This is a genomic window from Chitinispirillales bacterium (genome assembly GCA_031254455.1).
Classification (GTDB): Bacteria; Fibrobacterota; Chitinivibrionia; order Chitinivibrionales; family Chitinivibrionaceae; genus WRFX01.
Window position 1 is genome coordinate 1 of the sequence record JAIRUI010000078.1, and the last position, 14093, is coordinate 14093.

Annotated in this window: 13 protein-coding genes, 1 tRNA gene and 1 other RNA gene; 9 read left to right on the forward strand and 6 right to left on the reverse strand. The window is 40.5% G+C overall.

Annotated elements, in window-relative coordinates:
- Positions 1-58: 58 nt before the first annotated feature.
- The 4 genes from LBH98_05590 to LBH98_05605 are packed head-to-tail and all read right to left on the reverse strand — an operon-like array spanning position 59 to position 3621.
- Positions 59-1204 carry a S8 family serine peptidase gene (locus tag LBH98_05590; protein ID MDR0304228.1) on the reverse strand — a complete coding sequence of 382 codons (1146 nt, stop codon included), beginning with the start codon at positions 1202-1204 and terminating at the stop codon, positions 59-61.
- Positions 1201-1590, reverse strand: a complete 390-nt coding sequence (locus tag LBH98_05595) for a hypothetical protein (protein ID MDR0304229.1) — start codon at positions 1588-1590, stop codon at positions 1201-1203. The genes LBH98_05590 and LBH98_05595 overlap by 4 nt, the downstream gene beginning before the upstream one ends.
- Before the next feature lie 12 nt (positions 1591-1602).
- Positions 1603-3036 carry a threonine synthase gene (gene thrC, locus LBH98_05600; GenBank protein ID MDR0304230.1) on the reverse strand — a complete coding sequence of 478 codons (1434 nt, stop codon included), beginning with the start codon at positions 3034-3036 and terminating at the stop codon, positions 1603-1605.
- A gap of 9 nt (positions 3037-3045) precedes the next feature.
- A complete protein-coding gene (locus LBH98_05605; GenBank protein ID MDR0304231.1) occupies positions 3046-3621 on the reverse strand; it encodes a hypothetical protein in 576 nt (191 codons plus the stop codon).
- Positions 3622-3843: 222 nt separating this feature from the next.
- On the opposite strand from LBH98_05605, the gene LBH98_05610 reads away from it, so the two are divergent.
- Complete coding sequence (locus LBH98_05610; protein MDR0304232.1) at positions 3844-5472, forward strand: hypothetical protein; 1629 nt, start codon at positions 3844-3846, stop codon at positions 5470-5472.
- An 85-nt stretch (positions 5473-5557) separates the two neighbouring features.
- Positions 5558-6526 carry an SDR family oxidoreductase gene (locus LBH98_05615; protein MDR0304233.1) on the forward strand — a complete coding sequence of 323 codons (969 nt, stop codon included), beginning with the start codon at positions 5558-5560 and terminating at the stop codon, positions 6524-6526.
- Here the strand turns inward: LBH98_05615 and LBH98_05620 are convergent.
- Complete coding sequence (locus LBH98_05620; GenBank protein ID MDR0304234.1) at positions 6519-6803, reverse strand: hypothetical protein; 285 nt, start codon at positions 6801-6803, stop codon at positions 6519-6521. The two genes, LBH98_05615 and LBH98_05620, sit on opposite strands and share 8 nt — an antisense overlap.
- Positions 6804-7045: 242 nt before the next feature.
- Here LBH98_05620 and flgK point away from each other — a divergent pair, with 242 nt between their 5' ends.
- From flgK to LBH98_05655, 7 genes are all read left to right on the forward strand, one after another.
- Positions 7046-8752: a flagellar hook-associated protein FlgK gene (flgK, locus tag LBH98_05625; GenBank protein MDR0304235.1), complete on the forward strand. Its 1707-nt coding sequence runs from the start codon at positions 7046-7048 to the stop codon at positions 8750-8752.
- Positions 8753-8774: 22 nt separating this feature from the next.
- Positions 8775-10013, forward strand: coding sequence for a flagellar hook-associated protein FlgL (gene flgL / locus LBH98_05630; protein ID MDR0304236.1), 1239 nt, complete (start codon positions 8775-8777; stop codon positions 10011-10013).
- Positions 10014-10163: 150 nt separating this feature from the next.
- A complete protein-coding gene (locus LBH98_05635) occupies positions 10164-11048 on the forward strand; it encodes a flagellin (protein ID MDR0304237.1) in 885 nt (294 codons plus the stop codon).
- 57 nt (positions 11049-11105) lie between these two features.
- Positions 11106-11193, forward strand: a tRNA-Ser gene (locus LBH98_05640).
- A gap of 8 nt (positions 11194-11201) precedes the next feature.
- An RNA gene (gene ffs, locus LBH98_05645) (signal recognition particle sRNA small type) lies at positions 11202-11300 on the forward strand.
- A gap of 20 nt (positions 11301-11320) precedes the next feature.
- Entirely contained in the window at positions 11321-11782 is a 462-nt protein-coding gene (locus LBH98_05650) for a L,D-transpeptidase (protein ID MDR0304238.1), read from the forward strand.
- On the forward strand, positions 11766-13163 hold the full coding sequence (locus tag LBH98_05655; GenBank protein MDR0304239.1) for a Mur ligase domain-containing protein: 1398 nt from the start codon (positions 11766-11768) through the stop codon (positions 13161-13163). The genes LBH98_05650 and LBH98_05655 overlap by 17 nt, the downstream gene beginning before the upstream one ends.
- Positions 13164-13531: 368 nt before the next feature.
- Here the strand turns inward: LBH98_05655 and LBH98_05660 are convergent.
- A partial coding sequence (locus LBH98_05660; protein MDR0304240.1) for a hypothetical protein occupies positions 13532-14093 on the reverse strand: 562 nt, incomplete at its 5' end.

Genomic DNA, 14093 nt, shown 5'->3' on the forward strand with positions numbered 1-14093 from the left:
TATTAAAAAAATACATTTTTAATTAAATAAGACAAAATAAAGAAAATGTCTTTATTTTTCAGGCAGTTACGTTGTTTTTCTGTGATTTCTTATCTTGTCCTATTATTTTTTTAATCATACCGCCGTTAGCGTTTATCGCGGCGGCGGCATCAATTAATCCGTATGCGTGGCGGAGCGAAAATCCGTTTGCGTCGTATTGTACGTTACCGGTTTTTTGTGCGGTTTGGGTTATTATATTGTAAACTTCTTTCGGCGTCAGTGACGGATTATCAGCCAATATAAGCGCCGCAACTCCTGCGACAATCGGTGCGGAAAAAGACGTCCCGCGGCAGAATCTGTAATTTTGATTTACAAATTCCATGCCGTTATTGCTGCCTTCCGCTCCCATTAAATCTAACGATAATATTGAAGTGCCCGGAGCCATAATATCTATATTGCTTCCGTAATTTGAAAAAGAGGCCGCAAGCTCGCCGTTTTCATCGCTTGATGAAACGCCGATTACCCAAGGAAGTTCCGATTCGTCGTTTATGTTGTAGATATCCATATTTTTTTTATCGTTTCCACAAGCGAAAACGATTACGATACCGTCGTCGTAAAGCCGCCTTATCTCCGAAGAAAGCGATGAACTGACATTATAACTTCCCCAACTGCAACTTATGACTTGCGCTCCCCAATTTTTTGCGTATTCGAAAGCCTTTATAACAATATCGTCCGATGAATAAAGACATTCCGAATTATCGCCTATAAAAAGTAAATCGCATTCTGGTGCAACCCCAATAGTTCCTATTCCGTTTTGACGCGCGGCTAAAACTCCTGCTACGGCTGTTCCATGCGAATAGATTGTCTTTGCCGTCGGCTCGCAATTATCGCTTTGGTCAAGGATGTTATAGACCTTAATGTTTTCAAAATCTTCGTGATTTTTCTGTATCCCATCATCCAATATCGCGACTTTTACGCCGGCGCCTTTCGTTATTTCCCAAGCGGGAATTATGTTTATCGAAAAACATTGAGCGTTCAAATGCCATTGGTGTTTAAAATATTCGTCGTATTCTTCATATTCTTCATTAGGCGTAGTATCTCTTTTCTCCGTCGGCGGCTTACAATAGTAATCGTCGTCGATTTTTGTACCGATTTCATCGTATTTTGTGCAGGAGAAAAAGCCGAAAGGACATAGGAAAATCACAAAAATCCACAATATTTTCATCTCAATTTTCTTTCTCTTATCAAATTCGGATGCGAATTTTTTACGAAATTATTTTCCAAAATTTTTCTCGAAAGTTCAAATTGTTTGTTGTCATCGTTTGGAATTACCAAAAAAATATCCTGCGACAACTTTTCAAACGATTTTATATCGTATTTTGAAAAAACAAATTCCGCCGACAATCCGTTTTGCAGTTCTACAATTATTCCTCTGTCGATTTTTACCTTATGTCCGTGTTGCGTCAAAAACCAGCCGCCCGCATTTTCTCCGCCTCGTACGGATTTTTCGGGAGAAAGCCGGATAGTGTCGCCGCCGTCTATAAAAAACAATTCTTCTGCAAAAGAATTTGTTAAAATTACAGAGATCGCTATGATTATAATTTTTTTCATTTCAAACCCCTTTTAGTTTAAGGCGTTTTTTTCTATATAATTTTTAAGAATTTGCAAATTCGGTTCAATTGTTTGCAATCTTTGCGGCAAATTTTCAATATTTTCAAATTGATTGGGACGCAAAAGTTTAACCGACGTAGCTTCAAAAAAACTTTCCTCAAATTTTACTGCAGACGCTGTTTCCAAAACAATAGTTTTGATCGAAGCGTTTCGCATTTTTTGCGCTACTGTAAAACTGTCGGCGGTATGAGTGTCAATGCAGATTCCGAATTTCGAATAGACCTCGGATATAGCTGAAATTCTATCGGCATGCGTACTTTTGCCGGAAACAAAGCCGTATTTCTTACGAATTTCTTCGAGTGATTCCGGCTCTAAAACAAAACTGCCGCCGTCGTCTATTTTTTTCCACAATTCTTTAAGTTTTTTGGGTGAACGATCAAGCGAATCAAATACAAATCTTTCCAAATTCGACGCTTTACTTATGTCCATCGACGGCGAAGAGGTGGCGATTGTCTGCGATTCGTTTCTCGGCGCATATTTTCCCGTCGAGAAAAACTCGTCCAAAACGTCGTTTTCGTTTGTTGCAACAATCAGTCGTCCGATTGGCAGACCCATTTGTTTGGCAATGTGTCCGGCGCAAATGTTACCGAAATTTCCACACGGAACGCAAAAATCTACGGTTTCTCCTGTTTCATCCGCCGCTGCAAAATACCCTTTGAAATAATAGACGATTTGTGCGGCGATTCGTCCCCAATTTATAGAATTTACGGCGCCGATTTTATATTTTTGTTTGAAATTTTCGTCTTTATTTACCGCTTTAACCAAATCCTGACAACCGTCAAACATCGACTTTACTGCAATGTTGTGGATATTTTTTTCTTGAATAGAATACATTTGCGCTCGCTGAAACGGACTCATTTTCCCCGCCGGCGAAAGCATAAAAACGTTTATGGCGCTTTTACCTTTCATCGCGTATTCGGCAGCGCTTCCCGTATCGCCGGAAGTTGCGGCGAGAATGTTTATTTTTTCGTTTTTTTTACTTAAAACGTATTCAAGAATATTCCCCAAAAACTGCATTGCCAAGTCCTTAAAAGCCAAAGTGGGACCGTTTGACAATTCCTGAATAAAAAGCGTATCGTCAAGTTTTATGACAGGCGTGATTTCGACGGATTTTTCCGGATTTCTGCCGTTGCAAAAGATTTTTTCACTGTAAGAACGATTAATAATTTCCCGTAAATCTTCACTTGGGACATCGTCGGCGAACTGAGAAATTATTTCAAAAGCCAAGTCGCGATAACTAAGTTTAGAAAATTCATTAAGTTTTTGTTTTGAAAAACGCGGATAACTTTCGGGCATCGTAAGTCCCCCGTCGGGGGCAAGCCCGCTCAAAACAGTCAACAAAAAGTCTTGTGCGGGCATTTCTCCGCGCGTTGAAATGTAACGCATGAAAAATTCTTATTCGTTCGTCAAAGTCCGTGACATTTTTTCTCTCTCGACTCGCGCTTCAAGTTCCTTGTATGCGGAATTCGCCTTGATGAGCGTTTGAGCGTTTTTCTGCTCGTCAAGCATATTTTTCAGTGCGGCGACATCAAGAGCCCTTAAAACATACGCTTTGTAACCGTCTTTACCCTGTGTGGTCATTTCTTTAATGACTTTGTCGCCGTGCAGCGTCGTTAAAACAAAAATCTCTTCCGTTTGGCGAAAATCTTCTGTTTGAGAATCGTTTACGGCTTCCAAAAAATGTTTTTGTAAACTTGCAACTTCTTGTTGGAACTGCGCCGCGATTTGCTGTGTCGCGTCAAATCTCGCTTTTTTCAGTGCGGTAATTTGATCTGCATGAGTCGCTTGACCGACAGCGCTTATTGATTCTTTGTATTCTTTATCAAGAAGTTTTTGGATTTCTTTCGGATAAACGCTCACCGCTTCATTCATTTTTCCGTAGTCTTTAACCTTTTTTTCGCCGCAACCGACTACTGCTAACGACAACGCTGCAAACGCGGCAAAACTCAACAATTTCTTTGAAATAGACATAAAGATACTCCTTATATTTAGTTATCGTGAACAAAAACACGGGAATAATATAATATTTACTCAAAAGCGAATATGCAAAAAAAGTGTTTTTAAGGTAAAATATTTTATAAATCTCTAAAAAAGATAACAAATAAAACCCAAATCGGCTTGTAGAGCGGGATTGACAACAGTTTGGTCAAGTACGTATATTATACCTACATAAACAACGTTTAGAGGAACGATATGCAAAAAATCGCCGTGATTCTGACGATTTCCGTTTCGGTTATATTTTCGGATATTATTACGTACGAGCCGAACGCCGAAATAGATATACGTATAGACATAATAACGCAAACGCTTTCTGCGCATTCCGGAGTTCCGGCGCCCGGCGGATTTTCGCAGCAGCCGTTTGATTATTTTAAAATGCGGAGTTTTCTGACGGAAGTCGAAAAAAGTCAAAATTTGACGCAGACCGATAAAGAATTATTGGAAATTCTGCGAAATAAATTTTCGGGTAAAAACAAAATTTTCGGTTTTGAGGACGGTGCGGCAAAAAGAATTTTGGTAAATTTGGATTTGACCGGCGATTTTCGCACAAACTACAAAAACGAAGCGAACTTGGACGCTAAAGGAATGATAAGCCCAAGAATAAGCGCAAATTTGAACGTTGTTTCGTTTTATTCGAAAATGGATATTTGGACGCAGTTTAGAAGCGACACCGTTTGGCGTTTGAATGACTATCAACCGTTTCACGGGCAAACATATAATATTGTCGGAAACGACGACTCGTCTGGTTTTCGAGCGTTGGACGCATTTCGCGGCGGAATTTCCGCGCAATTTAAAAACGCGAGGATTGATGTCGCCGTAGATAATTTAACTTCAGGTCCGGCAACGTATAATCGCCTTATTTTGAATGCCGTCGATAAACCGCTTTTTTACACGAGAATTATGTTGGATTTCAAAAAAATGCAGTATTATCAGATTTTCGGAATGCTGCGAGAGTTGAATCTTTACAACAAATATTTATATTATCACAGACTTCAATTTCCGTTCTTAGAAGGCGGATTGACGTTCGGATTGAGCGAGTCTATTATTTCCGGTTCGACCGGCGACGACGAGACGATGTTTAAGCCGCACTCTCAACATTTAGAGCCTTCGCATTTGAATAGGGACCGCAAAGTTGAGCCGGTTTATATGATTCCGTTTATGCCTTACGTATTTGCGGAGCATTACGGCGGCGATTTGGACAATAAGCAAATAGCGCTTGATTTTGAGATTAAACTTCCTCAAACGATGCGCTGGTATATTGAGTTTTTAATCGACGATTGCCAATCTCCCCTTGAAATGTTTAACGACCGGTGGGGCAATAAATGGGCGGTAACCTTGGGAACGCAGTGGTTTCCTGAAATTGCCGGAAAAAATGCGGTTTTTGGGCTGGAATACTGCCGAGTTGAGCCGTGGGTATATACGCACTTTTACGGAGTCGCCAATAATTACGAGCATTACGGAAAAAACATAGGAGCGGAATTAGGACCTAATTCGGCGCAAATACGCGGCTTGGCTCAGTACTATTTTTCACAAAAACACGGATTACAGGTTGAAGCGATTTACAATCGTTTTAATCGCAATGTGCGCGGCGGAAATATCGGCGACGTATTTGTTTATCAGAATTTTGTCGATTCTTGTCCGCAGTTTGATTTGACCGTAGATTCCGAAGAAAAGAAGTTTTTGGGCAAAGATTATCAAAAAAGTTACGAATTTTCACTTTCGTATCTGTTTCGGCAATTCAGTCGTTTTGAAATGAAAGCGAGCGCCGTTTACGACAACCGAAAAGGCGCGGGAATGGAATTTTTGGGCGGATTTAGATTTTGAGTTTCTCGTTTGCCGAAACAAAAAACTTCCACATCGTTCAAAATTAAAGTATTTTCTTACGCTAGGACATTAAAAAGGGAATTTTATGCCGAAAAGAGTTTTAATTACCGGCGGAGCGGGATTTTTGGGTTCACATCTGTGCGAAAAACTTCTCAAACTAGGACATAGCGTTATTGCGCTTGATAATTTTTTTACGGGAAATAAGCGAAACATAAGCCTTCTCAAAGATTACGATAATTTTGAGTTTATTCGCCACGACGTAACTCAGCCGATAATGCTTGAAGTCGATATGATTTACAATTTGGCGTGTCCCGCCAGCCCGATTCACTACCAATACAACCCTGTAAAAACGACTAAGACGAGCGTTATGGGTGCGATAAATACGCTTGGTCTTGCAAAAAGAATCAAAGCGAGAATTTTACAGGCAAGCACTTCGGAGGTTTACGGCGATCCGTTGCCGCAATTTCATCCGCAGCAGGAAATTTATTGGGGGAATGTGAATCCTATAGGTATTCGCAGTTGCTATGACGAAGGAAAACGTATAGCCGAGACGCTGTTTTTTGATTATTACCGTCAAAATAAAGTCGATATTCGCATCATTAGGATTTTTAATACTTACGGACCTAAAATGCATCCTAACGACGGACGCGTCGTGAGTAACTTTATCGTTCAGGCGCTGCGAAATAAGGATATTACGATTTACGGAAAAGGCGACCAGACACGCTCCTTCTGCTATTGCGACGATTTGCTTGAAGGTATGTATCGCCTTATGGAAAGTAATTATATAGGTCCGATGAATGTTGGAAATCCGAATGAATTTACGATTTTGGAATTGGCGCAAAAAGTCGTTGAAATTACAAATTCAAAATCAAAATTAGTGTATTGTCAACTACCTTGCGACGATCCGAAACAGCGCCGTCCGGATATTTCTTTGGCGAAAAAAGAGTTGAATTGGTCGCCGAAAATCGAATTGTCGGAAGGGCTGAAATACACGATTGAGTATTTCGACGAACTTATGAAAAAAGAACCCGACGTTTTCGCTGAAATCAGGTGAACAAGCGTTTATATAAATCCAAGTACGCATTAACCAATCCCGTTTTTCTATCTTCATTAAAAGTCCATTCAATATAAAAGATTGCTTTCCCCAATAATGGAATCGGCGGATTTACCGATTCCATTTCGACAATAGAGTCCAAATCTACAACGGTAGAATCTCTCCAAGTCCCGATTAATTTTTTCGCATTTATGTCCTGCGGTTCATCATTCTTTTTCTCATCACAACAACAGGAAACAAAAAGCAATGCCGTCAAAATCGCCAAAATCAAATTCATTGCGAGCCGGTATAAAATAAAGATACATTAGCGTGCATAGATGAAGCAAGGTAAATTACCGTATTTATCCTAAACAATCATGAGAATCGCAAAAACTATATGAAATTTTTTCAACAGAATGTTATTTCAGGCAAAAATTTCCCGCATTCCGCTTAAAAATTTGATTTTTATTTCGGCAACCTTTGATTTATACTTGTTTGGCACAAAGATTGAAATAGAAAATAAACACAAGGAGGTGTAAGATGAGTTTATTTTCTGTTATGAACGTTGCGAATAAAGCGTTGTTTGCAAGCCAACTCGGATTGAGCGTTACGGGACATAATATGAGCAACGCGGAAGTTAGAGGCTATTCCCGTCAAAGAATTGATTTATCGGCCGACTATCATCGCAATCCGCGCTTCGGACAAGTCGGTTTCGGCGTTGACGTTTTGGGCATTTCCAGAATCAGAAACGAATATATCGATGCGCAAATTCGCAGACAGTCCCACGAATTAGGTAAAAATTACGTTATAGCCCAAACTCTCGAATCGGCGGAAAATATTCTCAACGAACCGGCGGATAACACCGGTATTTTGGAATTTATGAACAAATTTTTCGGCGAATGGGAAAATTTAACCAATAACCCGGCAGACCGTGCGGCAAGAACCGCAGTAAAAAACAGCGCGGAGATGTTGACCGACGTATTTCATACCGTTTCTTCGGAACTTCAAAAATTAAGAGAAGATAAAAACGACGAAATTTTTTCGTTGGTAGGGAAAATAAACACTATCGCCTCGGAATTGTTTAATCTTAACGGTGAAATATCCATCGTGGAATTGGGCGGAAATTCGGCGAACGACTCAAAAGACCGCCGCGATCAACTTATGAGAGAACTTTCCGAAATTGTAGATTTTGATTATCATACCGACAAAGACGGACAGGTCACCATAAGTGTCAGCGGACATATTTTGGTATCGCCGGTCGGTTTTAATAAACTTGAAGTTTACGACGACAGAGGTTATGACGATGAAAAATATGAATATCACAGATACGGCGTACGTACGGCAAACGGCAAAAACACTATAATTCCTAAAAGCGGAGAACTTAAAGGACTTATGGTCGCCCGTGACGAATTGATTCCCAAATATGAAGCGGAAATTAACCAATTGGCTAAAGTGTTTGTTGAGACGATAAACGAAGTTCATAGATCGGGATACAGCTTACGCGGGTATTCCGGAGTAAACTTTTTTGACCCGACTTGTTTGGACGCAAAAACGATGAAACTTTCGGCGGAAATTTTAACCAACGTGGACAATATTGCGGCGGCGAAAGGCGGATCGAAACAGAAAGCGGATACTAATCTGATCCTTGCCGGAGGTCTTGCTTATGGAAATCCGCCTGTGAATTTGTCTAAACTCGGAGGCGCGCCATGGACGACAGGCGATCCTACAAGCAATAAAGCGATAAACATTACTTTTGGAACCGTCGTCGTAACCGTTAACGGCACCAATAACAAGTTAATTGAAGATACGGATTACAAAATCGACTATGTAAACGGAACGATACAAATGCTTAATACCGCATACGATACGACCGCCTTGGATATAGATTTCGAATATAGAACGAGCGATTTCCCTGGTATAGGTAACAACGAAAATGCAATTGAAATGTGTGAGTTGAGAAAAAAACTTACCATGAGAAGCAGCTTATTTGGGGAACCGACCGCGACTTTTGACCAATATTACGGGTCTATAATAGCGGAATTAGGTTTGGATAGCAAAGACGCGCTTGCGGAAGTTCGAACCAGAGCGTTTTTGATAGAACAATACGACGACCATCAAGATTCCATCGCCGGCGTCTCTTTAGACGAGGAGATGTCCAATCTTGTTAAGTATCAATATACATATCAAGCGGCTGCGAGAATTTTTACAACGGCGCAGGCGATGCTCGACATTCTTTTGAATTTATAAAATTTTCAAGGAGGAAAATAAAATGGTAAGAACAACGTTTAACACGGTCAATCGGCAGACGCAAGCGTCTATCGTAGGGAAATTCTCCGAATTGGCGGCGTTACAGAAAAAAATGACATTGGGCAAAGAGTTGAATCGTCCCAGCGACGGACCCGTCGAAGTAGCGAACGTACTTAAACTTAAAACACAAAACTCACAGTTAAAAGAATATGAAAAAAATATTCATGACGGTCTTGCCTGGCTACAGATAACCGATACGGTCATGATGACTATGGATTCTTCTATTCGCCGCGCCCGCGACTTGGCAATTGAGGGCGATACCGACGCTCTTTCTCCGACTGAAAGAAAATACATAAACGACGAAATAGAGGTATTGACCCGTGAAATGATTTCGTTGGTCAACACTCGTTACAAAGGAGATTATTTGTTTAGCGGCTGCGAAATCGACAAACCGGCTATAGTGCTTAAAGATTCCAAATCGTCTCCTAATCATAAGTTTGGCAATGAAATGGCGTATTTTGACGGAACGGGGGCGCCGATTCGACTTATTGATCCGAATGGAGACGCGGCGCTTAATCATTCGAATATAACGAAAATTCTGCCCGGATCGCTGGAAATCGCTGTCGGCGGCGTAAGTATGGTAGAAAACGTCGATTATAAAGTCGATTATATGACAGGCGAAATTACGCTTCTTGACGAAGAGAATAAATGGGGCGGTGTGGGACCTGGACATCCGATGGCGCAGGATTTCTCTCCGCCGATAACAGGATTGTATTCCAACCTTGAAGTCCGTTTGACTTATATGGACGAAAGTAAAAATGTGTACGGAGATAAGATAAATACCGGCGGTAAAATTTACAGACAGATTGAAGAAGGAGTTTCCGTTGCGATAAATACGACGGTTTCCGATTTTGCGGTTGACTTGAATAACGATATTTTTACTTCGTTTATAAAATTAGGACAAGCGCTTATTCAGAACGACCATAACAGCATTCTTGAGGCGATGAAAGACCTTGACGCGAATTTGGACAGAATTTTATCGGCGCAATCGACAAACGGTTCGATTGTAAACCGCTTTGGCTCTACGCTTGAAAGAAACGAAGGGCAGCAAACCGAGGTTACCCGTTTGCAGTCGCAGTTGGAGGACGCAGATTATGCTACGGTGGTTACGGATTACATGATAAAGCAAACTGTGTTTAACAATGCGCTGAATAGCGCGGCTAGAATTATGCAGTTAAGTTTGGCGGATTATCTTCGCTGATTTATAGGAATTTTTTTCCTATAAATCCGAAAAATAAAATTGAGCGGCGCTATCTATATAATGAATTGGCGCGATATTTGCAATGTTTTTATGAAATATAAAAATTCTCTAATTTATGGAAAGAGTTGAGAATAAAACAAGGAGGGCAAAATGCCTAGAATCAATCACAACATTCAATCGATGTACACATCGATGGCGTTAAGAAGAACCGATAGAGCGCTTACCGGAACTTTGGAAAGACTTGCTACGGGACTTTCTATAAACCGTGCGTCCGACAACGCCGCCGGACTTTCGGTTTCGGAACAATTGAGAAAACAGATTAGCGGTACGGAAATGGGGAACCGAAATATTCAGGACGGGCTTTCCGTTTTGAATATCGCCGAAGGCGCTTTAACCGAAATAGGAAATATGCTTCAAAGAATACGCGAGTTGGCGGTGCAATCTTCTACGGCGACGTATAGCAATACCGAACGTGACTATATGCAAATCGAGGTTCAATTTTTAAGCGATGAAATAGATAGAATAGCCGCTTGTACGCAATTTAACAAAATGTCGCTTCTAAACGGCGATACCGGAACGTCTTTCAATCCTAATAACTGGGGCGATTCGACCAACGGCGCGTTTATTCATGTAAGCGCCGGATACAGCGCTTCGGACGATGTTTTGAATATAAAATTGGGGGTGACGAATTGCAAGGCGCTGGGTATTAAAGACATACTTGGCAACCAAATTTTGCTGGTAAATTCGGCGACCGGCGCGCAAGCGGCGATTGCCGACGTAGATGACGCTATAACGGAACTTAGTTCCATCAGAGCCAGAATCGGAGCGTATTCAAATCGTCTTGACAGTGCGCTGACAAACCAACAAAACATGATTGCGAATATGATTTCGGCTGAAAGCGTGATTCGCGATACGAATTATGCGTCCGAAATGTCTGATTTTGTTCGTCTTAACGTTTTGCAGCAATCTTCTACGGCAATGCTTTCGCAGGCAAATTCGCTACCGAACAATATTTTGAGTTTGCTGAATCAATAGGACGTTAAATACTTGCTTTTTGCTTGATTAAATTAGTATATTCCCACCGAAATATTCGGAGGGATGTCCGAGTTGGTCGAAGGAGCACGCCTGGAAAGTGTGTATATGGGCAACTGTATCAAGGGTTCGAATCCCTTTCCCTCCGCCGTTTTTAGTTGGGTCCCGCGCAATTGAATCTTGTGAACCCCGCCAGATTCGGAAGGAAGCAACGGTAAGCGATGTATTTGGTGTGCCGCGGGTAACTCAACTTTTTTTATTTTCGGAAAAGCAAAATGAAAAGCAGAAATTTAATAATTATAAATTCTTCGCAGTTTTTGTTGACGCTTATCAAAGAGGGCGAAAATTTTATTTTTCCCGTTTCGTGTGCAAAAAACGGATTGGGTGAAAAGAGCGGCTCAAACAAAACTCCGCGCGGAATGCATAAAATTTGCAAAAAAATCGGAAAAAACGCAAGCGTCGGAGAAGTGTTTCTCAGCAGAAAAGAAACGGGAAAAATTTGGCAAAAAGATGTTTTTTTTACGGAAAACGCCATCTTGACACGGATTTTACGGCTTGACGGCTGTGAAAAAAGCAACGCGAATACGAAAAATCGTTATATTTATATTCACGGAACGAACCGTGAAAACGACGTAGGGAAAATTCACTTTTCTCACGGTTGCATCGTTATGAAAAACAACGATGTCGTGCGTTTATTTGATATGGTAAAGCAGGGTGATCATGTCTTTATTTATTGAAGAAAAAGAGATAGACAATTTTCATTTCGTCGGAATTTTGGGCATTGGAATGAGCGCGGTCGCACAATATTTGGCAAAAGACTGCGTTGTCGGCGGTTCGGACAGGTCTCTTAGCGGAAATTCGGCGAATATCGAAGACGAAAAAATTCTTAAAAATCAAGGGATTCCACTTTTTTTGCAAGACGGAAGCGGCATCAACGAAAAAACTCGGGCGCTTGTCGTTTCTACCGCTATCGAAAGCGATAATTTGGATATAAAAAAAGCGAACGAATTGAAAATCCCTGTCTTTCATCGTTCTCAAGTGCTTTCGGCGGTAGTAAAAAAATGTTTTTCAATTTCGGTTACCGGAACGAGCGGGAAGTCTTCGGTTTCGGCTATGATTTTTCACATTTTGGACTTTGCCGGATATCGCCCGTCGTTTATCGGCGGCGCCAATTTACACTCTTTACGAAAAAAAGGACTTTTGGGAAACGCTTTTGTCGGAAAACCTTGTCCGGTTTTTAACGAAAAAATAAAAAATCGTGAGATTTTGGTGTTTGAAGCGGACGAAAGCGACGGAAGCGTAGTGCGGTATTTTCCGGAAATTTCGGTTTTGTTAAACGTTTCGCGCGACCACAAAGAAATTTCGGAAGTTGTTTCACTGCTTAAAACCGCGTCCAATCAATCGAATTTAACGATTTACAACAAAGACGACAAAAATTTTGATAAAATTTCGGGAAAGTCTTTCGGTTTGTCTCGAAGCGCCGATTATTTTCCGCTAAGGTACAGTTTAGCCGAGAATTCATCGACATTCACAACACAAAACGCATCTTTTGTATTAAACTTCACAGGCGAACACACGATAAAAAACGCGCTTGCGGCGTTTGCGGTTTGTGCGGAATTAGGGCTTGACGACGAAATTATCGCACAAGGACTTGCGTCTTACGGAGGAATAGCGCGGCGATTTGATAAATATTTCGCTTCAAGAAATATTCTGCTTATTGACGATTACGCGCATAATCCTGAGAAAATATCTTCGGCGCTTTCTGCGGCGCAAATGCGGAAAGCGGCGGTTTGGCTTGTTTTTCAGCCGCACGGATTCGGTCCGTTAAAATTTATGTTCGACGATCTGAAAAATATGTTTTTGCATTCGCTTCGTCCTATTGATAAACTGTGTTTGCTTCCGGTTTTTTATGTCGGCGGCACAGCCGATACGTCGATAAATTCCAAAATTTTTATTAACGAATTTGAAGACAAAAACAGGTTTTTTTACGTTGAAACCCGCGAAAAATTAGCCGAATTTCTTAAAAAATCGCTTAAAGAAAACGAAACGGTTTTGATCTGCGGAGCAAGGGATAATTCACTTTCGACGTTTGCACGGGATTTGGCAAAGACGTTGTAGGTTTTTACGCTTAACTAGGATTGAATCAAGATTTTTTCCGACATACTTATTTCCTTATTAAAACAAGGAATTCCAGCAACCTGCGAGAATGGAAAAACAAAATACGGGAAGCAATACAATAACAGGGAAAAAATCAAATATATAAAAACCGGCAAGAAAATTAGAAATGTTTACCCACAATTGATTGTTTCTTTTTTTTCCTATATATCCGAGAAGTAAAATAGGAAAAAACAATAATATTGTCACAACAATAATTATTATATGACAATCGAAATAAGAAAAAAGCCAATTTGCCAAAACATACATTAATGGGAGTGAAAGAAGTCCTGCAACTGTTCCCATAAAGAAAAATGAGAATTTAATTTCTTTTATTTGAAAAAATTTCCGTTCTTTTTGTACCATTCTATTCCCTTCCTTATTTGTTCTTGGTCTTTTGGGTCATCGCCATTGTTTTTAGAGAAAATAGGAATTCCTTCACCAAATTTTCTTGTGTTTCCCATTTGTTGATAAGCTCCAGCAGCACCCAATAACAGTCTCTCGTTAATTCCCGCCGCCATTCCGACTACTCCATAATGGAAATTGCCAAAATCTTGAAAATCGGGATTTTGTTGTTTGTAATCCCATATCCCGTTACTTTGAACAAATTGTATAAATGTCCTAAATTTTTCAGGCGAATAAGTTCCCATACTTTTTAACCGCTTCGCTCCTTCAATGTTTGATTTTATCAAAATCTCTTTTTTGGTTGGTCCGACAGGAACATCTGCAAAAATATCCTGTGGAATTTTTGATAAATCGTTATTTACAGATTTTTCCTGATTTTGTTCCGTTTGTTGTCGATTAACAATATTGCTCTGCGAATTATCATTCATCGACAAGTTATTCGTCGGCTGCGAAACTTTTTGCGGATTATAATTTGGATTACGAGTTTGT

Bases quoted from the DNA above. Each gene is read 5' to 3' on its own strand.
- LBH98_05615 (MDR0304233.1), top strand. From the start codon at position 5,558: ATGCCGAAAAGAGTTTTAATTACCGGCGGAGCGGGATTTTTGGGTTCA.
- flgK (MDR0304235.1), top strand. From the start codon at position 7,046: ATGAGTTTATTTTCTGTTATGAACGTTGCGAATAAAGCGTTGTTTGCA.
- LBH98_05610 (MDR0304232.1), top strand. From the start codon at position 3,844: ATGCAAAAAATCGCCGTGATTCTGACGATTTCCGTTTCGGTTATATTT.
- thrC (MDR0304230.1), bottom strand. From the start codon at position 3,036: ATGCGTTACATTTCAACGCGCGGAGAAATGCCCGCACAAGACTTTTTG.
- LBH98_05590 (MDR0304228.1), bottom strand. From the start codon at position 1,204: ATGAAAATATTGTGGATTTTTGTGATTTTCCTATGTCCTTTCGGCTTT.
- LBH98_05655 (MDR0304239.1), top strand. From the start codon at position 11,766: ATGTCTTTATTTATTGAAGAAAAAGAGATAGACAATTTTCATTTCGTC.
- LBH98_05620 (MDR0304234.1), bottom strand. From the start codon at position 6,803: ATGAATTTGATTTTGGCGATTTTGACGGCATTGCTTTTTGTTTCCTGT.
- LBH98_05595 (MDR0304229.1), bottom strand. From the start codon at position 1,590: ATGAAAAAAATTATAATCATAGCGATCTCTGTAATTTTAACAAATTCT.
- LBH98_05605 (MDR0304231.1), bottom strand. From the start codon at position 3,621: ATGTCTATTTCAAAGAAATTGTTGAGTTTTGCCGCGTTTGCAGCGTTG.
- LBH98_05650 (MDR0304238.1), top strand. From the start codon at position 11,321: ATGAAAAGCAGAAATTTAATAATTATAAATTCTTCGCAGTTTTTGTTG.
- flgL (MDR0304236.1), top strand. From the start codon at position 8,775: ATGGTAAGAACAACGTTTAACACGGTCAATCGGCAGACGCAAGCGTCT.
- LBH98_05635 (MDR0304237.1), top strand. From the start codon at position 10,164: ATGCCTAGAATCAATCACAACATTCAATCGATGTACACATCGATGGCG.